The organism is Flavobacterium adiutor (genome assembly GCF_048282555.1).
Taxonomy (GTDB): domain Bacteria; phylum Bacteroidota; class Bacteroidia; order Flavobacteriales; family Flavobacteriaceae; genus Flavobacterium.
On sequence record NZ_CP182487.1, the window covers coordinates 3889439 to 3907727 of the forward strand.

The window sequence follows — 18289 nt, forward strand, 5'->3', positions numbered from 1 at the left end:
TTGTTTTTGAAACGATTGTAATTTCCTTAATTCAAATGCGATTTTGTACGATCCGGAAGAGGATACAAATTGGTTTTGAAAAAAAAATGATTGATGTTACCGGAAGTAGTTTTGTTGAATAGGCTTAGAATTTTTGGGACTTTCTGATGCAAAAAAAATGTATCATATTAGAGTAGTTTCTCTCCAAATGCTGTTCAAAGAAATGACTTAAGACGATGATAAAATAATAAAGTAGAAGTATGGAGATTTTCGCTATACTAAGGTGTCAATAGCATCGATGAAGTTTTCGTCGATAAATTATTTTTAATGCGAATTGGCTAATTTTAAAGATAGTTGAAATCAAAAAAAGGGTTTACTTACAATGAAGTGAACCCTTTTTTGTTTTTTTAAGTAAAAATTCAATCTAATGAATTCTCAGATAAGTAATTCATAAACTGTGTTTTATATTGATCTGAAACTGTAATACGTTGTTTGTTAATTATAATTTGACTACGTTCTACAACTTCCACATTTTTGAGTGCCACAATAAAAGAACGATGCACACGCATAAATTGATCAGCCGGTAACTCTTCTTCCATTGTTTTTAAACTCATTAAGGTCAGAATCGGATGTGGTTCGTTCTTGATCCAGATTTTAATATAATCTTTTAAACCTTCGATGTATAAAATTGAATCCAGATTTATTTTCAACTGTTTGTACTCAGATTTTACAAAAATAAATTCCATTTGATCGGTTTTCTCCTTTTTGGCATTTTTGGTCATCGAAAACCATTCTCTGGCTTTGTTGACTGCGGTAAAGAATTCGGTATAGTCAAAAGGTTTCAGTAAATAATCAATAGCTTCGGCTTTTAAACCTTCTAAGGCGTATTGATCAAAAGCGGTTGTAAAAATAATTCGGGTAGATTTCGGAATCAGTTTTGCCAATTCCAGTCCCGTTAAATCCGGCATCTGAATGTCCAGAAAAATTAAATCAACACGTTCTTCATTTAAAAACTCTAAAGCTTCAATGGCACTGTTGCATTTTTTTTGAAGTTGTAAAAAAGGGGTTTTAACCACATAACTTTCAACTAAATTCAAAGCCATTGGTTCATCATCAACAATCAGGCACGTTATTTTATCAGACATACATTCGTTTGTATTATACAACAATTAAGTTTCTAACGTAAGGTTTACAATAAAAAAACCGTCTTTTACAGCTGTAGAAAATTCATGTTTACCCGGGTAAAGCAGCTGCAGTCTTTTTTTCATATTCTGCAACCCAATTCCCGAACCGCTTTTGTCAGTTTCTGTTTTAGGGAAATTATGGTTTTGGATACTGAAGTCAATACGGTTTTCATCAATACTCATTTTAAAGCTAATTTCAGATTCCTGACTTGCCGAAACGCCGTGTTTGAAAGCATTTTCGATTAAGGAAATAAATAAAAGCGGTACAACCTGAAGATCTGTTTTTAAGACCGGAAAATCATATTCAATTTTTGTGTTTTCCGTAAACCGGAGTTTCATTAATTCAATATAATTGGTAATAAACTGAATTTCGTTTTTCAGGCTGACTTTTTCATCATTAGTCTGATACAATAAATAACGCATTAACTTGCTCAGACTGTGAATAGTCTGTTTGGCTTGTTCAGGGGAAGTATCTACCAAAGAATAAATGTTATTGAGCGAATTAAAAAAGAAATGCGGCTGTAACTGGTATTTTAAATGCTGTAATTCAGATTCTAATTTGATAGTAACTGCTTCTTTGCGTTCTACTTCGGTTTTTATCCAGCGCTCTGTTGTTTTTACTGCAATAGAAAAAACAACCGGAACGCTAAATAATATAAAGTCACTGTAGATGAATAAGCTTCTGGAGGGTCTGAAATCATCATTTTTATCCGGATGAGGCATTCGAAGATCAAAAAAAACATCTTTAATCGATTGGTTTGCCCAGATGAAAAGTGTGATAAGAACGAGATTGATTAAAATAAACCAAACGAATTTTTTAGAAAACAGAAAACGTTCAATGAGTACAAAATAGTTGCAGTAAAATATGATGGAATACCAGAATAATGGAATCCATGAAAAAAACAGCACTGCTTTGATAGCCTGATTTTGTCCTGATGAGAGCAAATAAGGAAGCATAAACAATACAAACCAGATCATGGCATGCAGAAATCCTATTAGCAATTTATTCTGTTTAAAATTCATTAGTTTCTTGTTTTATTCATAACGCAATGCCGTAATCGGATCTAAAGAAGCCGCTTTTTTCGCAGGATACCATCCGAAAAATATTCCTGTAATAGCACAGACTAAAAACGAAATTACAATAGAATAACTGGTTACAGCTGTTGGCCAATGCAGTACTTTTTCGATAAAAAGAGTAGTACCTAATCCCAAAGATACACCAATTATTCCTCCGGTAACGCTAATCATAATAGCTTCGATTAAAAACTGCATCAAAATATCGGTATCTTTTCCGCCAACAGCGAGGCGTAATCCGATTTCCCTTGTTCTTTCTTTTACCGAAACATACATAATATTCATAATCCCAATTCCGCCTACTAATAATGAAATACCGGCAATAGCAACTAATAAGATGGTTAACATTTCACTGGTCGAACTAAAGGTCGAAATCATTTCTTCCATCGAAAAAACATTAAAATCGTCTTCTTTATCTCCGGTAATTTTATGTCTTTCTCTTAAAATTGAAGTTACTTCGTCAACAGCCTGCTGCGATTTTTCTTCACTAACAGAAGAAGCAACAATTGATTCCAGATATTCCTGAGCCAAAATACGTTTTTGAACTGTCGTATAAGGCGCCAGAATGACATCATCCTGATCCTGACCAAAAGTACTTTCGCCTTTTTTCTCCAAAACACCAATTACCTTAAACGGAATACTATTGAAACGAATCATCTTTCCAATCGGATCTTCATTTGGGAATAAATTCGTAGCCACAGTCTGTCCAATTACAGCCACTTTTGCAGCCGATTTTATTTCCTGATCCGTAAAGATGCTTCCAGTTTTGACTTCCCAGACTTTAATTTTTAAATAGGCTGAAGTGATGCCATAAATAGAGGTCGGCCAGTTGTGCGAGCCATAAATCGATTGTCCGCTTCCGTTTACCAAAGGAGAAACCGCCGAAAGCATTTTGGTCTGTGTCTTCAAAGCCTCATAATCACCCAAAGTCAGCGTTTGCATGGCGCTCGGATCTAAACGGACACCGCCACGCATATCAGCACCGGGGCGAACGGTTATCATATTAGAACCCATACTCGAAATTTTACTTTTAATGCTTTCTTTCGAACCTTCGCCAATAGCTAACATCGCAATAACAGACGCTACACCAATAATGATTCCGAGCATGGTAAGCAAAGTTCGTACCTTATTCAGGATAATGGCTCGCCATGCGATTTTAAATAAATTTAGAATTCTCATAATTATTCGTCTTCTTTCCCTAGTGCAGCCAAAGCTTCGGCAGCAGAGAGAATATTAGTATTTGGACTGTCTTTCATAATATGTCCGTCTTTGAGTACAATGGTACGACTGCTGAATGTGGCTATGTCCGGCTCATGAGTTACAAAAACGATTGTTTTCCCCTGTTTGTTTAACTCTTGAAAAAGTGCCATAATTTCATAAGAAGTTCTCGTATCCAGGTTTCCGGTTGCTTCATCGGCCAGAATCACAACTGGATTATTAACCAAAGAACGGGCTATGGCCACACGCTGCTGCTGCCCGCCCGAAAGCTGTGCGGGTGTATGATGCAACCTGTTACTCAAATTTACTTTTTCGAGAGAAGCCAGTGCCAATGCATCCATTTCCTCAGAATCATATTTGGTATTGTACATCAACGGAAGTTTGACATTTTCGATGGCTGTTGTTTTCGGCAGTAAATTATATGACTGAAAAATAAACCCGATTTTTTCATTTCGAATTTTAGCCAGTTCTTTTTTAGATTGCTGCTTTACCACGACATCATCAATATCATAAACTCCGGAAGTAGGCTGGTCCAGACAACCTAAAATATTTAGTAAACTACTTTTTCCGGAACCGCTGGAACCCATTATGGTTACAAATTCTCCTTCTTCAATCGAAAACGAAACCCCTTTTAAAGCGTGAATGGTTTCCTCTCCCATTACAAACGAGCGCTTTAAATCTTGTATTTTTATAATTGTTTTAGCCATTTTTATTTCTTTTTTCCTGGAGGTTTTGGCATAAAAGGACTGTCATTGTTTCCTGTTTCAGCCGGCACATCTTCTTTTGTAATTTCTCTTAAACCATAAACGAGTTTATCGCCCTGTTTTAATCCGCTTAGAACTTCTACATTGATTCCGTCACTTGTGCCTAGTTTCACAATTGTCGGAAATATACTTTTACCATCGAAACCCCAAACCTGAGCATTTCCTTTTTCAATATTCTTATTAGATCCTGAAGGTGTCATTGCAAGATTGTTTTGCTTTTGATACGAAGCCAGAACTTTAGCATCTGGCGCAAAATTGGCTGCTTTGGCTTCTATTGTCAGAACATCTTTTAATTCTAAAGTATAAATCGAAATGGTAGCTGTAAGCCCAGGTTTTAATTTCAAATCCGTATTATCAGCTTTGATAACTACCGTATAAGTCACAACATTTGAGGTTGTTGTAGCATTTAATCTTACCTGAGTAATGACACCCTGAAACTCTTCGCCCTGAAAAGCATCTACAGTAAAAGTTACGCGTTGCCCTTGTTTTACCTGACCAATATCAGCTTCGTCAACATTGGCTTCAACCTGCATTTCAGTCAGGTTTTTTGCGATTGTAAATAATGTAGGAGTGCTGTAACTTGCCGCTACGGTTTGCCCTTCGTCAACAGCTTTAGACAATATAACACCGTCAATTGGCGAATAAATATTGGCATAGCCTAAATTAGTCTGAGCTTTCTGCAAATCAGATGAACGCTGAATTACTGTACTTTTTGCACTGTTCAGGTTGTATAATGCTTCATCATAATCAGAGCGGCTGATTACTTGACTATCATATAAAATCTTTTGTCTGTTAAAAATACTCTGTAAATAGTGCTGCTCGTTTAAAGCACTGTTGTATAAAGCTTTCGCCTGTACTAATGCCGCTTGTAAATTCGTTTTATCTAATTCGGCTAAAAGCTGTCCTTTTTTAACAACGCTGTTATAGTCGACATAAATTTTCTCTACAACTCCCGAAACCTGAGTTCCAACTTCAACTTCATTAATCGGCTGAACGGTTCCGGTAGCCGTTACTGTTGTTTTAATATCTGCAATTTTAGCTTTTAGCGATTCTACTTTTATCGGAGTTTCTTTAGATCCCGGTAAAAAGGAAAAACAAATAGCTACAAGTAAGAAGCCAACGGCAGATAATACAATAATTTTGTTCTTTTTATTTTTCATTGTTTTTAGATTTTAATGTCATTTCCCTGATAAAAGGATAATAGTTGTGTGTATAAAATGTTGAGGTATTTTGCCTGAATATAATTTTGAGCAGAATTAGTATACGTATTTTGGCTGATTACCAAATCGGTAGTACTCAGAGCACCTAATTCATATTTTTTTTGTGCCAGAGCATACGATTCTTCCGCAGCTTCTTTTGCTGATTGTGCAGAAATCATTTGTTCGCTCGAAGCTGTTGCATTTTCCCAAGCGGTCTGAATTTTTTTATAGAGTTCTTTTTGAGCAGTCTGCAAAGCTATTTCGGCTTTATCAATGCTTATTTTAGCATTTTGAACTTGTGCTTTGGTTTGGTTTCTGTTGAAAATTGGAACACTTAAAGATAGCCCTACACGTTGATTAAAGTTTAAATTCAACTGGTCTGAAAAACTTAACTCCTGCGTATTGGTGTAACCAGAACCTAAACTCCCCGAAAGCGATAAAGTTGGGAGATAACCTCCTTTTGCGATGTCTAATTCCTTTTGAGAAACGGCCACATTCAGTTGCGAAGATTTAATTTCCGGCATCATTGAAACCGCTTTATTATAAACCTCAATCTTGCCCGGAATTGTTTCTGCCGTTTTACTTTCTAAAGGAAAAGCGATTTCAAAATCTTCTTCTGGACCTAATTCCAGTAATTGTTTTAATACTAAAATTTGTTTCGAAAAATCATTTTGAGCGGCAATAAGATTGTATTTATTAGTTGCAGCCTGCGAAAGTGCATCAGTATAATCTTTTCTGGCAATACTTCCGGCGTCCAGTCTTAATTTGGCTCGTTGTACTTCTTTTTCACTGGCCTTTAAATTGTTTTCGGCTATTCGAATACCTTCATTATTGTATAAAATTTGTACATAAGCTTCAGTAATACTTAAAATTACGCTGTTTTCAGCTTCCTCAACAAAAGCCGAATTTTGGTCAACCAGCAATTTATTCTGTCTAATTTGATTCGAAATCTGATTTCCCTGAAACAAAGTAACTGAAGAGTTGATTCCTAGGCTTGTAGAATTGATTTTTTGGTTCACATAATCACTTGTAATAGGATCTATTGAGTTTCCAAAAGATAAATTTTGGGATGCAGAACCCGTTAAATTGGGTAGTCTTGACAATTTCGACTGATCGTAGTTTACTTCAGCAGCATGTTTACTCAATACAGATGTTTTGATGCTGATGTTTTTTTCTTTAGCGTAAGCAAAACAATCTTCGAGTGTCCATTGCTTTTTAGTATTTGATGTCCCCTGCCCGTAACCGAACAAGGAGTATAATATAAAACTTATTACTATAGTGGCTTTCATTTGATACTTTTTTAATTTGAATCAAAATTCAGAACTATCTGCAAACTAAGAGAATGCAATAGACAGGTGGCTGACTCAAATAGACAGAAAGTCTTTTTGTATAGATGAGAAATATGCAGATAATAGATAAAAACAGGAGTTTATTGTCTTATAATATAAGCCAATACAAATAATAGTTCGAATTAAATACTCCTTCTTTTGAAACTCTGGGGAGCAATCAAATAAGTTTTTTTTCTTGCAAAAAACTATTTAATCCATTTAGAAAATATTAATTTATTTAGATTGATTAAAAATAATTTGCATAAAAGGCTTTTAGCCCTTACTTTTGCCGCATAAAAAATTAACTCATACCAAAAATGAAATTAAATACCATCAAAAAACTCCTATTTAGTTTGCTGTTTTTAAGTTCTATAAACATGTTAAGTCAGGAACTTGGAAAAGTAAGCGGAAAAGTATCTCTAAGCGGAAAAGTTCCTGCTGAAAACATTTCAATTAAACTTAAAGGAACAAAATACACCGCCGATACAAATGCAAACGGACTGTATGACATCAAAAATATTAAACCGGGAAGCTACACTATTAGCATTAATTCAGTAGGAATTAAATCGGTAGAAGAAAAAATCGAAGTCATAGCAAAACAAACTACTACTAAAAACTTCACACTTTCTGAAAGCCAGGAAGATCTTGATGAAGTAATTATTACAAAAAATAAGTATAAGCAGAATAAACCTTCTTTATCGTTACGTCTAAATACTCCGGTATTAGAAATCCCTCAAAACATTCAGATTGTTAGTTCTCAAACATTAAAAGATCAACAAATTACCAGTATGAGCGACGGAGTTATTCGTAACGTGAGTGGTGCTGTACGTTTAGAACACTGGGGAGACATGTATACTAACATCACCATGCGCGGATCTCAAATCCAGGCTTTTAGAAATGGTTTTAACGTTGTTTCTTCTTATTGGGGACCTTTGACCGAAGATATGAGTTTTGTTGACCACATTGAATTCGTAAAAGGACCGGCAGGTTTCATGCTTTCAAGTGGTGATCCGAGTGGTTTGTACAATGTGGTTACCAAGAAACCAACCGGAATTACAAAAGGCGAAGTAAGCATCTTAGCCGGAAGTTTCGATTTTTATCGTGCCAGTATTGACTTAGATGGAAAATTTGATAAAGCCGGGAAATTCCTTTACCGTTTTAATGGTGCTTTCCAAAAGAAACGTTCTCACAGACCTTTTGAACATAATGACCGTTATGTAATTGCTCCGGTGTTGTCATACCAGATCGATGATAAAACCAAAGTTACTTTAGAATATAACGGACAGTTTGCTAAAATGACTGAAGTAGGTTCTTATTATGTTTTTGGCCCAACCAGTGATGGTTATGGAACTATGCCTGTAGATTTTACGATGACACAACCTGGTTTGCCGGACACTAAAATGAATGACCACAGCGGGTATTTGATGTTTGAACATAACTTTGATAGCAACTGGAAATTGACAGCGCAGACTTCTTATTTTAAATATTTGCAGGATGGTTACAGCTCCTGGCCTGGTGCGGTCGGTCCAGTAAGTGTTGATACTAACGGTGATGATATTTTAGACACTGAAGTTTTGTCTAAGGGAGAAATCATCAGAAGTGTTAGTATTTGGGATGCAGAAAGCGATATGTTTTTAGGTCAGATTTTCGTGAATGGAAAATTCAATACAGGTCCTGTAAGTCATAAAGTTTTGGGAGGTATGGATTTAGGAAGAAAAGATTATATGGCCGATTGGGGACAAACTCACGCATTAGATACTTTAGAAGATCCATTTAATGTTTTAAATCCAGATTATGGGACGCCTGCGAACGGAATGCCAAATTTTGATGAAAGTACACCTTTAAGCCAGAGAGCCGGAGGGATATATGGTTCGCAATATGCTGCCGGATATGTTCAGGATGAGTTAGGTTTCTTTGAAAATAAATTAAGATTAACACTTGCAGGCCGTTACACCTGGATTAAACAAACGAGCAGCTACAGTGATCCGGCTGCAGATAGCCACATTACGCCTCGTATAGGATTAAGCTGGTCAGTAACACCTTCGTTGGCTGTTTACGGAGTATACGATCAGGCATTCACTCCACAGTCCGGAAGAGTGAGGCCTACAGAAACTATAAAACCACTTACAGGAACAAACCGCGAGATCGGTATAAAAAAAGATTGGTTTAACGGTACCTGGAGTACCACCGTTTCTGCTTATAGCATCATTAAACAGAATGAACTTACTACGGATCCTGTTCAACCGGGACCTGACGACGATTTTTATATACCGGGAGTTGTTTACAGTACCACATTAGGAGAGAAAACAGCTGAAGGTTTTGAAGTTGATTTAAGAGGTAAAATTATTGATGGTTTAAACTTAATTGCTAATTATGCCTTTACCGAATCAAAAGTAACAGAAGCTAATGTCAGTACTTTTAAAGAAGGTGATATAGTTCCTGGGTATTCTAAACATGTAGCTAATGCATGGCTGAATTATGTAGTTCCTTCAGGAATTTTAAAAGGTTTTGGTGCCTCTATTGGAGGGACATACCTTGCAGGTCGCCAGACAGATACCTGGAGTGTAGGATTAGAAAGATTACCAGATTACTTTAAGTTAGATGGCGGATTATCGTATGAAACCAAAAAAATCAAAGTAACAGCTAATGTCTTTAACATCTTAGACGAATATCTATACAGTGGGTCTTACTACGCCTGGCTGAATTCATATTACTGGCAAACAGAAGCTCCAAGAAACTTTAGAGTAGGTGTAACATATAAATTCTAAAAAAACATTTCTGTTTTATCATACAAAACCGCCTCAAAGTGCTATTTGAGGCGGTTTTTGCATATAATCTGTTTGCTGAACTTTATAAAAGAGCTATTTCAGACTCTCTAAAATTTTTAAGGTATTTTTAAGTCCGTGATTATTGTACTAATAATCAGTATCTTTCATTGTTACAAAACTGTTTTTATTCTTTTACAGCAAAACTTAATGATACAATAAACAGTATCTATTTGTAAATTAGCGCAAAACATACCACAATGACAGTAGTAACATTCACCCTGATTATGCTTTTAGGGGCTTTTTTAGCCGGTTTTGTAGGCTCCTTATCCGGATTAGGCGGCGGAATCATCATTATACCACTTTTGACAATCATCCTCGGAGTCGATATCCATTATGCCATTGGTGCAGCTTTGGTATCGGTAATCGCAACTTCATCAGGTTCTGCGGCGGCTTATGTAAAAGAAGGAATTACCAATATGCGTCTCGGGATATTCCTCGAAATTGCCACTACACTTGGAGCCGTTGGCGGAGCATTGCTTTCAACGATAGCACCAACCTCTTTTATCGCTGTTTTATTCGGACTCACACTTATTTTCTCTGCTGTTAATTCACTCCGAAAAAAAGAAGAGCATATCGTTTTAGAATCCAGTCCGCTGGCTAAAAAACTGCATCTAAACGGCACCTACCCTACTCATGACGGAGAAGTAATTGCATACGGAACAAAAAATGTCATTGGCGGGTTCAGCATGATGGGCATCGCCGGAATGATGTCGGGATTGTTAGGGATCGGTTCCGGAGCTTTCAAAGTAATTGCTATGGACAATATCATGCGCATTCCGTTTAAGGTTTCTACCACCACCAGCAATTTTATGATGGGTGTTACGGCAATGGCGAGTTCCGTAATTTATATTCAGAAAGGTTATATCGAACCCGGAATTTGTATGCCAGTCGTAATTGGGGTGTTGTTCGGAGCGATGGCCGGGGCTAAAATTCTGGTGAGAACCAACCCTAAGAAACTGCGTATTTTCTTCGCCTGCCTCATTTTTGTACTGGCAATCAACATGATTTACAATGGTATTAACGGAAAAATCTAAAAATATGACACCCAATACATCTCAGGAAAAAGATTTTCAGAACATCATAGGTAATTTATTGCGCTATGGCGTTTGGACAGCATTGTCTGTAGCCGCTATTGGAGGCATCGTTTACCTGCTGCACCACGGTCAGGAAATCGAAGACTACTCGGTATTTAAAGAAAACGACAGAAACATTTTCGAAGTAATTGCAACCATTTACCATGGACTAATTCAGGGAAAAGGCGACTCGATCATCTTCTCCGGAATCATACTTTTGTTCCTCACGCCTGTATTTCGGGTATTGCTGTCGTTATTTTCTTTTCTCCTCGAAAAAGACTACCTCTATATGGCCATCACCACTATTGTAATTGGCATCATTATTTTAAGTATTTCGTTTGGTTTTTCGCATTAATAGAGCTACTTTATTTTAAGGATTTTCAGGAGCTATTTCCAGCTGTCCGCTATATCTTTTCCGGCAAACCCTGCCACAAAAGGATGCCGCTTCCATCTGGGCTAGGACGGTTGGTTTCATGAGAACAAATATGCAAATATTGACATACACAATAAAATTCCTCAATCTTGTCATTTCGACGTAAGGAGAAATCTCACGCGCTGAGCATTTGCAGTTTCAGGGTTCTTGAAATATTTCTCCTTCGTCTAAATTCACAAGTTAATAACTCTGTTGCTCGATTTCATCGAGTATCTAATTTCTTTAGGATACTAAACGTAGCGTTTGCAACGCGGATATTTAGAACTCAATATAATCTAATGAAATTGAGATTGTAACATTTCACTTTTATAAAAAACTTTCATTTATTATCCGCGTTACAAACGCTAAGTTTTGTTTACATAATTTAAGTAGATACTAGATGCAATCGAGCACCAGGGTTGTTGATAAACGAGCGCTAGATGGTAAAACATTTTTAAAACTATGACTTCTCATAAGGTCTTTTCAAAAATAATTCGCAGACAATTAAAAACTTTTCTCTTAAAGTTTTTAATTGATATTTCTCATAATAGACTGTATTCTCTAAGTCCTTAAAAATTGGCTCCGTAACATAATCAAATAGAACATGTCCTGAATATTCGAGTTTTATCTTATGATGTATGCAATATAACTCGAAAGACAACATGTTTTTTAATCGAAATAATGAGAACTCTTGATCAGACATTTTTTCCTTATCAAAAATTACAAAACTAACATCATCTAAAAAACTCATAACCAATATAGAAAGCTCAATAACAGACTCTTCATACAAAATAATCAAATCGGAATATAAATCTTTATGAACAGATTTTATAAATAAGGCTTTCTTTCTTCGTTCTATTTTTTCATGATCAGAAAGTGTAGACCACTCGATCCTTTCCATTAAACCATCAAAAATCTGTATTTCAGAACTAAACGATCTGTTTTTCTCATCCCTGAAAAGATAATATTCTTTTATTTCTTCAATTTGTCTGATATCATCAAATTTCATACTTCTTATAATTTTAATCTAATGATGATTCCCGAACAACTCTATAACACTTAAAGACACATCCAAAAGGAGTACCTTCTATTTCTTCAATAGTTAACCAATCTAAAATTCCTTTATTTATAAGCTGATAAAGTTCATATTCGATATATTCAGAACTGTAATTTAATTTCTGATATTCAGGATGAGTTCTAATTAACTCTGTGAGATCCCATTGGGTAAATTTAATCTCGTTAATACCAATATCGTAAGTATAAATAACTCCATCTTTTTGGGCAGTGCATCCACTTCCGTGAAAACGATATTCGATTCCGTCTATGTCTCCCATTCTTTCAAAAAAAATACTTGAAAACGAACACGGATTTATGTCTTGTTGGTATTTATCTTTTAATAAAGCCTCAAAGCTTCTTATAAACTTGACGTAGTCTGTCAGTATTTTTTCAATCATGCTCCAAATTTAAACAAATATGGCCTACGATTTTAAAAGAAAAAACTACTTAATAAACAAATTCGGGTGCCCGATAAATCGAGCACCCGAATTGTTGATAAACGAGAACTAGTCTATTTACTACACATTAATTCGATTTCTTAACCATGAAATCATAACTTTTGACAACTTTTACATCATCGTATTAATACGAATGCTGGCTTTTATAAGAGCCAATGCAGATATTTTTGAGATATGGATATCTTTTGGCTGATGGTGTGAATTCTGGCTTACTAATTTTACAAAATCATGACCATTTTCTGATTTCTGTACATATTTTACTGTAATGTATTCTTCCCAATCGTTTAACTTAACGCTTAAAAGATACATTTCTCCAAAAAAGATATTTTCAAACTCCGTTTCTTTATACAATATAATATCTCCGGATTTCAAAAGGGGATACATACTGTCTCCGGTTACAGATATAGCACCATCACATTTGGGCAGGTTCGGAATTTTTATAGTATCCAGAATTCTTTGCGGTTTACCGCTATTAAATAATTCTCTTAATCCTGCTACCGCTTCTAAATCATATAAAGGTATTTCCTGAGTTGCATGCAATGAATCCATAGTTTTTCTGTCGCTATTCATTATTATAATATCTGTATTATTCTCCTTTAACATTTCTCCATTTCCTGTAAGCAGCCATTCCGAGTTTATATCCGGATAATGATGTAATATTTTACACGCCTTATCCGTTCCCATGTTACTGCTGTTATCTAAAAACTTATTCGAAAAACCTAAATCATTACAGAACTTATACTTAGTAATCCCTTTATAATCAAGATATTCCCTTACTCTTTCAGTTGACCCCATAAAAAGATGTATTTTTTTTACGTTAAAAATTTGTTTTGATGTAATATTTTACATTATATTTGCAAAGTAAAGAAAAATAAAGATTAAAAACAACACAAATTACCATAAAATAACGATTTAGAGTCAAAGTTCTAAAAAAAGCTAAAAACATATATTACTGAATATCAGAAACAAATAAAAATTATAAAACTAAAAAAACAATCACTACACTAAAAATGAAAAATATTACGAATCTGCCAAAGTAAAATTAAAAGCATTTCAATAAAATAAACATTGTATTCATAGTAACATTTAATCAAAATCGGAATGGAAAAAATTCAAATCAAAGAAAAAATTCAGGAGCTGGAAAACTGGCTGATCGAAAATCCAAATAGCCAGGAAAGAAATTTAATCGAATCGGATATCCAAAAATTAAAAAATCAATTAGAAAAAAAATCATGAGTAAAAAACAAATCGAAGACCGCATTGCATTTTTGTATCTGGCACTCCAGTATTGTTCTGAAAAAACAAAAACCTTTACTGCCGGAGAAAGAATTTGTATCAATCAGGAACGTTTTCAGTGGATGCACATTCTGGATGATGAAACTGCTTCACCGCGCCCCGTTTCACAAAGCATTGAAAACAAATTAAAAGAGGTTTCCAGACTTGTCGTTCAGCACAACTTCAAGCCTTATTACGGAGATCCGTTTAAAAATGAAACAGAAATTTTATTACAAAACTAAAAGCCAAATATTATGAACACTTCAGCAACAGCCAATTTCAATTCAGCTATGGACTTATCTCAATTTTCTGCACAACAATTAAAAGAAGCTTTGAACCGAATCGAAAATAAAAAAAACGAAGAAAGAGACGCTTATAAAAAATTAGTCGCCGAAACGATTCCGAAAGCACTTTCACGATTACACGAAACATCTGAAATGATGCGAAATGCCAAAACAGAAACCTTTCAGCTGTTTGAAACTATTCTGGACCTAAAAAATCAGGTTTATGGTTTTAAGGAAAAACAAATGTCACACACTTTCTCTAATGACAAAGAAGAAATTACGATTGGATATCGCATCAATGAAGGCTGGGATGATACGGTAACGATTGGTATTGAGAAAGTTCAGAATTATATTTCATCACTTTCTACCAGTAAAGAAACAGCATCGTTGGTAAAAATTGTATTTAATCTTCTGAAAAAAGATGCCAAAGGAAACTTAAAAGGTTCAAGGGTTCTGGAACTTCAAAAACTGACTAAAGAATTCAATAATGAAGAATTTACAGACGGTGTAGAAATTATCGCCTCGTCTTTTAAACCTGTACGCTCCAGCTGGTTCATCGAAGCGAGCAGAATTGATGAAAATGGAGTAAGAACCAACATTCCACTGTCCATGTCATCAGTTGATTTTTTGCAGGGCTATGCATTTAATTTTTTTAATCAGCAAAACGAACAAAATCATGCAGCCTAATAACGACATTTATGCCTCGGCACTTTTAGCCATTTTACTGATTGCAACCAACTTAAAGCCTATACTTTTATTCAGGGAATGGCTTTACTTCAGAATACGAATAATTTTTAAACAACATCTAAATGAGCGTAAAAATAAAACCGATTACAGACCATGAAAGCTATAAGGTAAATGACCACACCATTTTTAAAGACGGACTTGGCAACTGGAACTGCTGGAATGACTTATCCAGCAAAGAGCGACAGGCTTTTAATCAGTATGAAAATATTGTGATTAAAAATCCCCGGTTTAAAAAACACACCACAGCCACTTATAAAGGCTAAAAATGATCCTCATACTGCAACCTCAAAGAGATTGACAAGTAAAAAAATGGTTCCTGCTTCTTCTTCCTTCTGAAGAGAACCAGGAACCGGCAAAACGGGCGATTTCTGCCCTTATAACAAACAGCCAAAACGCATTATTTCTATTGGAATCCGAACCTTTTCAGGTTTAGGAAACAGGATCGTCATGCGGAGTTTGCTGACCCGAATTGTTAAACATAATCTTTAACAAATACAACCTCAGAACGAGGTACATACAAATGGCATCAGAGAAGTATAAAGCCATTCCTTAAAAATGATCAAATGGTTTTGGCTGTCTTAAATATCATGTCATTATTTATTGTTCAACTCATTAGTAACTCTTCACACTCTTCGTTCTTCTTAAAATCTTTCTTCATTTTTTATCATTCATAATACCATATCCTCATGCCAATATCTGCAAACAGAAGTCTCGGAATTCAAAAAAATAAATTACTGCGTTATAAACTCATCAAAGAACTGTATCAAAAACACAAAACAGAAGACATTCCTACCACCGTAGTATGGCGCAAATATATTTGTCCTGTCTATCCAATATCGCGAACTACTTTGTATGAAATTCTCTGTACGCCTATTACGTCAGAACTAAAAAAAATTGAACAACTTTTGAATAATCAGCAAAAAGCTTCTTAATCTGTTTAAAAAGAAAAACATTCTTTTAAATCATCAGAATATCCTTTTCTGTGATGCAAAGATGAGGCATTTACGGCTTCTAAAATGAGCTTTGCCCACTTTCCTTACAACCCTGTAAAACAATAGAATACAAGTGTTCAATCGCCTTGCATTCGTTTTTTTTAGGGCTTTTTTTACCTAATCTTTGCCATCACAAAAGGAAACAACCGTACTAAAAACCGAAAAAAATCCGGTAACGCTTCTCTTCCCAAGAACAAAATTCAGGGGTTGTTTCTCAAACACATTTTTAATCTAATATTCAATTTTAATAACAATTATATGGAGCAGTTTTTATACCCCACTCTAACCGCATTCTTTGCCGCTTTTATTACCTGGCTTTTCTCTATGCGAAAATCACTGGCCGAAGACCGGGCAGCCGAACTTGACAACGCCGTCAGTGCCGTAAAATATTACCGGGATTTACTCGATGACCTTACCGCCAGGCTCACTGCAGCCACCGAAACCATCAAAAAAATGGAAACACAGCATCGCGAACTCATGCTGATCAATCAGCAGCTGGTCGATGAATTGCAAAAATTCAAACAATTAAACGGAAAACAATCATGACACTTGCACAAAAAACCTTAGAAATCGCCTCTGCTCAGGTAGGCGTTGAGGAAATTCCGAGAAACAGCAACTCGGGTCCCGAAGTCGAAATTTATTTAAGAAGCGTAGGGCTTAGCAAAGGATACGCCTGGTGTATGGCTTTTGTTTACTGGTGTACCCAAAAAGCGGCACTTCAGATCAATGAAAAAAATCCTTTAAAGAAAACCGGAGGCGTTCTCGACCAATACAATTCGAGACCCCTTCTGGTAAAAAAAACACCTCAGCCGGGAGATATATTTATCATAGACGCAAACAACGGCAGTGGACACACCGGATTTGTCGAAAAAGTAACCGGAACCACACTTTACACTATCGAAGGCAACACTAATGATACCGGAAGCCGCGAAGGCTACAAAGTTGCCAGAAGAAAACGAGAAATAAAAACAATAAAAGGATTTTTAAGATTATAATATTACTCTAAAACAAATCATTTCTTCAAAATTCGAATTAAAATATCAAGCTTACAATCTGCAAAAGATGATGTATTGTGGCCACAAACAGGAGTGGAACTACTATTTTAAATCTCATCCTTGGTCCTTCAACACTTCCCGGTACCTAATATGAATCCTTCATATAGAGGTTTATCAAAGTGCTTTCGAGTACTAATTTCCACTCCTGTAATCATCAGGCAAAACAAAATAACATTGGACATTATTATCACATTCTTTTTTAAAAGCAAATTTTATACACAACAGTTTAAAAAATTCAGCGAATGATGTCCTGAAATTGCCACTGCTCTATGGCAAATCATTGGGGAGTTCTGCCATTAGGGATGCGGCATTTCTTATTATGGTTTATTGTTCCTGCAGGTATCGTAACACAGTTGCCTCAGGAACAAAAACCAATTTCTAAATCCCTAAAATTACTGTACAACAGACATACCCACCACTCTAAATTCAATCTACCGTATGTCAATTTCAACCAACAGAAGACTGGGCATGCAGAGAAACAAACTGCTGCGCTACAAACTCATTAAGGAACTTTATTACAAACACAAAACAGAGGATATTCCGACCACTGTTGTGTGGCGAAAATACATCTGCCCGGTGTACCCTATTACGCGTACAACGCTTTACGAAATTCTTTGCACGCCTGTCATTACCGAACTTAAAAAGATCGAGGAAGCCATAGAAAAGCAAGTTAAATCTTAATCTTTAAAAGAAACTCCCGTTTGCTTGCTTTACAACTTTGTACGGCTTCAGAACACAGGAGTTCAAACGCTGTGCAGTTATTTTTTCAGCCTCCATTTTAGGCTAATCTTTGCTGCATCGGAAAGGATAAAACCTTAAAAATCAAACCCAATTATTATTTTCTTAAATCTATATACAGAGATGAACAAAAATCTAAACCGAATTGTTTTTTTGTTTTTTTCAGCCTTAGTACTGGTTTCGTGCAAAAGTCCGAAACCGGTTCTAAGCGAAGAAAAAACAAAGACCATCACCATCAGAGAAACGGTACACGATACTGTTTTTAAAATTGAAAAAGACAGTAGTTCCTATAACGCATTACTCGAATGCCAAAACGGAAAAGTAATCCTAAAAAATGTTATTCAGGCCGAACCAGGGCGTACATTAAAAAGCCCAAAGGTTCGCCTTGATAACAATAAACTTAATGTAGACTGCGAACTCAAGGAGCAGGAACTCTACGCCCGATGGAAATCGCAACAGGTAAAAGAAACAGAAGTAAAAACCATCAACACCACAAAATTTGTCAATTATTTGACTTTCTGGCAAAAGGTGCAGATCTGGCTGGGACGACTGCTGCTGCTTGTATTGCTTTTTCTGATTGCCCGATTCCTCTATAAAATCTACAAGCCTTTATGGTTTAAATAAA

21 protein-coding genes are annotated in these 18289 nt (G+C 35.6%); 12 read left to right on the plus strand and 9 right to left on the minus strand.

Annotated features, from left to right (window positions below; translation table 11 throughout):
• Positions 1-398: 398 nt before the first annotated feature.
• From ACNC7R_RS16475 to ACNC7R_RS16500, 6 genes are read right to left on the minus strand one after another with little or no spacing between them, the layout of a single operon-like run.
• On the minus strand, positions 399-1124 hold the full coding sequence (locus tag ACNC7R_RS16475) for a LytR/AlgR family response regulator transcription factor (RefSeq protein WP_163409826.1): 726 nt from the start codon (positions 1122-1124) through the stop codon (positions 399-401).
• Positions 1125-1148: 24 nt separating this feature from the next.
• Positions 1149-2186, minus strand: coding sequence for a sensor histidine kinase (locus ACNC7R_RS16480; protein WP_417942139.1), 1038 nt, complete (start codon positions 2184-2186; stop codon positions 1149-1151).
• Positions 2187-2198: 12 nt separating this feature from the next.
• The gene (locus ACNC7R_RS16485; RefSeq protein ID WP_417942140.1) at positions 2199-3416 is read right to left on the minus strand and encodes an ABC transporter permease; all 1218 of its coding nucleotides are present in this window, start codon (positions 3414-3416) and stop codon (positions 2199-2201) included.
• 2 nt (positions 3417-3418) lie between these two features.
• Positions 3419-4162, minus strand: coding sequence for an ABC transporter ATP-binding protein (locus ACNC7R_RS16490; RefSeq protein WP_417942141.1), 744 nt, complete (start codon positions 4160-4162; stop codon positions 3419-3421).
• 2 nt (positions 4163-4164) lie between these two features.
• Complete coding sequence (locus ACNC7R_RS16495) at positions 4165-5379, minus strand: efflux RND transporter periplasmic adaptor subunit (RefSeq protein ID WP_417942142.1); 1215 nt, start codon at positions 5377-5379, stop codon at positions 4165-4167.
• 5 nt (positions 5380-5384) lie between these two features.
• Positions 5385-6707 carry a TolC family protein gene (locus ACNC7R_RS16500; RefSeq protein WP_417942143.1) on the minus strand — a complete coding sequence of 441 codons (1323 nt, stop codon included), beginning with the start codon at positions 6705-6707 and terminating at the stop codon, positions 5385-5387.
• A 356-nt stretch (positions 6708-7063) separates the two neighbouring features.
• On the opposite strand from ACNC7R_RS16500, the gene ACNC7R_RS16505 reads away from it, so the two are divergent.
• The 3 genes from ACNC7R_RS16505 (at position 7064) to ACNC7R_RS16515 (ending at position 11002) form a co-directional block, all read left to right on the plus strand.
• Positions 7064-9514: a TonB-dependent siderophore receptor gene (locus tag ACNC7R_RS16505; protein WP_417942144.1), complete on the plus strand. Its 2451-nt coding sequence runs from the start codon at positions 7064-7066 to the stop codon at positions 9512-9514.
• A gap of 257 nt (positions 9515-9771) precedes the next feature.
• Positions 9772-10608: a sulfite exporter TauE/SafE family protein gene (locus ACNC7R_RS16510; RefSeq protein ID WP_417942145.1), complete on the plus strand. Its 837-nt coding sequence runs from the start codon at positions 9772-9774 to the stop codon at positions 10606-10608.
• 4 nt (positions 10609-10612) lie between these two features.
• Positions 10613-11002: a DUF1634 domain-containing protein gene (locus ACNC7R_RS16515; RefSeq protein ID WP_417942146.1), complete on the plus strand. Its 390-nt coding sequence runs from the start codon at positions 10613-10615 to the stop codon at positions 11000-11002.
• Between the two features lie 517 nt (positions 11003-11519).
• Here ACNC7R_RS16515 and ACNC7R_RS16520 read toward each other — a convergent pair.
• The 3 genes from ACNC7R_RS16520 to ACNC7R_RS16530 all read right to left on the minus strand — a co-directional run bounded on the left by ACNC7R_RS16520 (position 11520) and on the right by ACNC7R_RS16530 (position 13368).
• On the minus strand, positions 11520-12068 hold the full coding sequence (locus ACNC7R_RS16520) for a hypothetical protein (protein WP_417942147.1): 549 nt from the start codon (positions 12066-12068) through the stop codon (positions 11520-11522).
• 13 nt (positions 12069-12081) lie between these two features.
• Positions 12082-12513 carry a DUF6896 domain-containing protein gene (locus tag ACNC7R_RS16525; protein WP_417942148.1) on the minus strand — a complete coding sequence of 144 codons (432 nt, stop codon included), beginning with the start codon at positions 12511-12513 and terminating at the stop codon, positions 12082-12084.
• A 171-nt stretch (positions 12514-12684) separates the two neighbouring features.
• Positions 12685-13368: a S24 family peptidase gene (locus ACNC7R_RS16530; RefSeq protein ID WP_417942149.1), complete on the minus strand. Its 684-nt coding sequence runs from the start codon at positions 13366-13368 to the stop codon at positions 12685-12687.
• A gap of 306 nt (positions 13369-13674) precedes the next feature.
• On the opposite strand from ACNC7R_RS16530, the gene ACNC7R_RS16535 reads away from it, so the two are divergent.
• The 9 genes from ACNC7R_RS16535 (at position 13675) to ACNC7R_RS16575 (ending at position 18288) form a co-directional block, all read left to right on the plus strand.
• Positions 13675-13809, plus strand: coding sequence for a hypothetical protein (locus ACNC7R_RS16535; RefSeq protein ID WP_417942150.1), 135 nt, complete (start codon positions 13675-13677; stop codon positions 13807-13809).
• Positions 13806-14090: a hypothetical protein gene (locus ACNC7R_RS16540; protein WP_417942151.1), complete on the plus strand. Its 285-nt coding sequence runs from the start codon at positions 13806-13808 to the stop codon at positions 14088-14090. Before ACNC7R_RS16535 ends, ACNC7R_RS16540 begins: the two co-directional genes overlap by 4 nt.
• 12 nt (positions 14091-14102) lie before the next feature.
• Positions 14103-14819 (plus strand): DUF3164 family protein, encoded by a 717-nt coding sequence (locus ACNC7R_RS16545; protein ID WP_417942152.1) that lies wholly within the window; start codon positions 14103-14105, stop codon positions 14817-14819.
• 122 nt (positions 14820-14941) lie between these two features.
• Positions 14942-15142: a hypothetical protein gene (locus tag ACNC7R_RS16550; RefSeq protein WP_417942153.1), complete on the plus strand. Its 201-nt coding sequence runs from the start codon at positions 14942-14944 to the stop codon at positions 15140-15142.
• 423 nt (positions 15143-15565) lie between these two features.
• Positions 15566-15811, plus strand: coding sequence for a hypothetical protein (locus ACNC7R_RS16555; RefSeq protein ID WP_417942154.1), 246 nt, complete (start codon positions 15566-15568; stop codon positions 15809-15811).
• Positions 15812-16129: 318 nt separating this feature from the next.
• The gene (locus ACNC7R_RS16560; RefSeq protein WP_417942155.1) at positions 16130-16417 is read left to right on the plus strand and encodes a hypothetical protein; all 288 of its coding nucleotides are present in this window, start codon (positions 16130-16132) and stop codon (positions 16415-16417) included.
• Positions 16414-16866: a CHAP domain-containing protein gene (locus ACNC7R_RS16565; RefSeq protein ID WP_417942156.1), complete on the plus strand. Its 453-nt coding sequence runs from the start codon at positions 16414-16416 to the stop codon at positions 16864-16866. The genes ACNC7R_RS16560 and ACNC7R_RS16565 overlap by 4 nt, the downstream gene beginning before the upstream one ends.
• 329 nt (positions 16867-17195) lie before the next feature.
• On the plus strand, positions 17196-17432 hold the full coding sequence (locus ACNC7R_RS16570; RefSeq protein WP_417942157.1) for a hypothetical protein: 237 nt from the start codon (positions 17196-17198) through the stop codon (positions 17430-17432).
• Between the two features lie 355 nt (positions 17433-17787).
• The gene (locus ACNC7R_RS16575) at positions 17788-18288 is read left to right on the plus strand and encodes a hypothetical protein (RefSeq protein ID WP_417942158.1); all 501 of its coding nucleotides are present in this window, start codon (positions 17788-17790) and stop codon (positions 18286-18288) included.
• The last annotated feature ends 1 nt before the right edge of the window (position 18289 follow it).

Bases quoted from the DNA above. Each gene is read 5' to 3' on its own strand.
- ACNC7R_RS16475 (WP_163409826.1), bottom strand. From the start codon at position 1,124: ATGTCTGATAAAATAACGTGCCTGATTGTTGATGATGAACCAATGGCT.
- ACNC7R_RS16480 (WP_417942139.1), bottom strand. From the start codon at position 2,186: ATGAATTTTAAACAGAATAAATTGCTAATAGGATTTCTGCATGCCATG.
- ACNC7R_RS16485 (WP_417942140.1), bottom strand. From the start codon at position 3,416: ATGAGAATTCTAAATTTATTTAAAATCGCATGGCGAGCCATTATCCTG.
- ACNC7R_RS16490 (WP_417942141.1), bottom strand. From the start codon at position 4,162: ATGGCTAAAACAATTATAAAAATACAAGATTTAAAGCGCTCGTTTGTA.
- ACNC7R_RS16495 (WP_417942142.1), bottom strand. From the start codon at position 5,379: ATGAAAAATAAAAAGAACAAAATTATTGTATTATCTGCCGTTGGCTTC.
- ACNC7R_RS16500 (WP_417942143.1), bottom strand. From the start codon at position 6,707: ATGAAAGCCACTATAGTAATAAGTTTTATATTATACTCCTTGTTCGGT.
- ACNC7R_RS16505 (WP_417942144.1), top strand. From the start codon at position 7,064: ATGAAATTAAATACCATCAAAAAACTCCTATTTAGTTTGCTGTTTTTA.
- ACNC7R_RS16510 (WP_417942145.1), top strand. From the start codon at position 9,772: ATGACAGTAGTAACATTCACCCTGATTATGCTTTTAGGGGCTTTTTTA.
- ACNC7R_RS16515 (WP_417942146.1), top strand. From the start codon at position 10,613: ATGACACCCAATACATCTCAGGAAAAAGATTTTCAGAACATCATAGGT.
- ACNC7R_RS16520 (WP_417942147.1), bottom strand. From the start codon at position 12,068: ATGAAATTTGATGATATCAGACAAATTGAAGAAATAAAAGAATATTAT.
- ACNC7R_RS16525 (WP_417942148.1), bottom strand. From the start codon at position 12,513: ATGATTGAAAAAATACTGACAGACTACGTCAAGTTTATAAGAAGCTTT.
- ACNC7R_RS16530 (WP_417942149.1), bottom strand. From the start codon at position 13,368: ATGGGGTCAACTGAAAGAGTAAGGGAATATCTTGATTATAAAGGGATT.
- ACNC7R_RS16535 (WP_417942150.1), top strand. From the start codon at position 13,675: ATGGAAAAAATTCAAATCAAAGAAAAAATTCAGGAGCTGGAAAACTGG.
- ACNC7R_RS16540 (WP_417942151.1), top strand. From the start codon at position 13,806: ATGAGTAAAAAACAAATCGAAGACCGCATTGCATTTTTGTATCTGGCA.
- ACNC7R_RS16545 (WP_417942152.1), top strand. From the start codon at position 14,103: ATGAACACTTCAGCAACAGCCAATTTCAATTCAGCTATGGACTTATCT.
- ACNC7R_RS16550 (WP_417942153.1), top strand. From the start codon at position 14,942: ATGAGCGTAAAAATAAAACCGATTACAGACCATGAAAGCTATAAGGTA.
- ACNC7R_RS16555 (WP_417942154.1), top strand. From the start codon at position 15,566: ATGCCAATATCTGCAAACAGAAGTCTCGGAATTCAAAAAAATAAATTA.
- ACNC7R_RS16560 (WP_417942155.1), top strand. From the start codon at position 16,130: ATGGAGCAGTTTTTATACCCCACTCTAACCGCATTCTTTGCCGCTTTT.
- ACNC7R_RS16565 (WP_417942156.1), top strand. From the start codon at position 16,414: ATGACACTTGCACAAAAAACCTTAGAAATCGCCTCTGCTCAGGTAGGC.
- ACNC7R_RS16570 (WP_417942157.1), top strand. From the start codon at position 17,196: ATGGCAAATCATTGGGGAGTTCTGCCATTAGGGATGCGGCATTTCTTA.
- ACNC7R_RS16575 (WP_417942158.1), top strand. From the start codon at position 17,788: ATGAACAAAAATCTAAACCGAATTGTTTTTTTGTTTTTTTCAGCCTTA.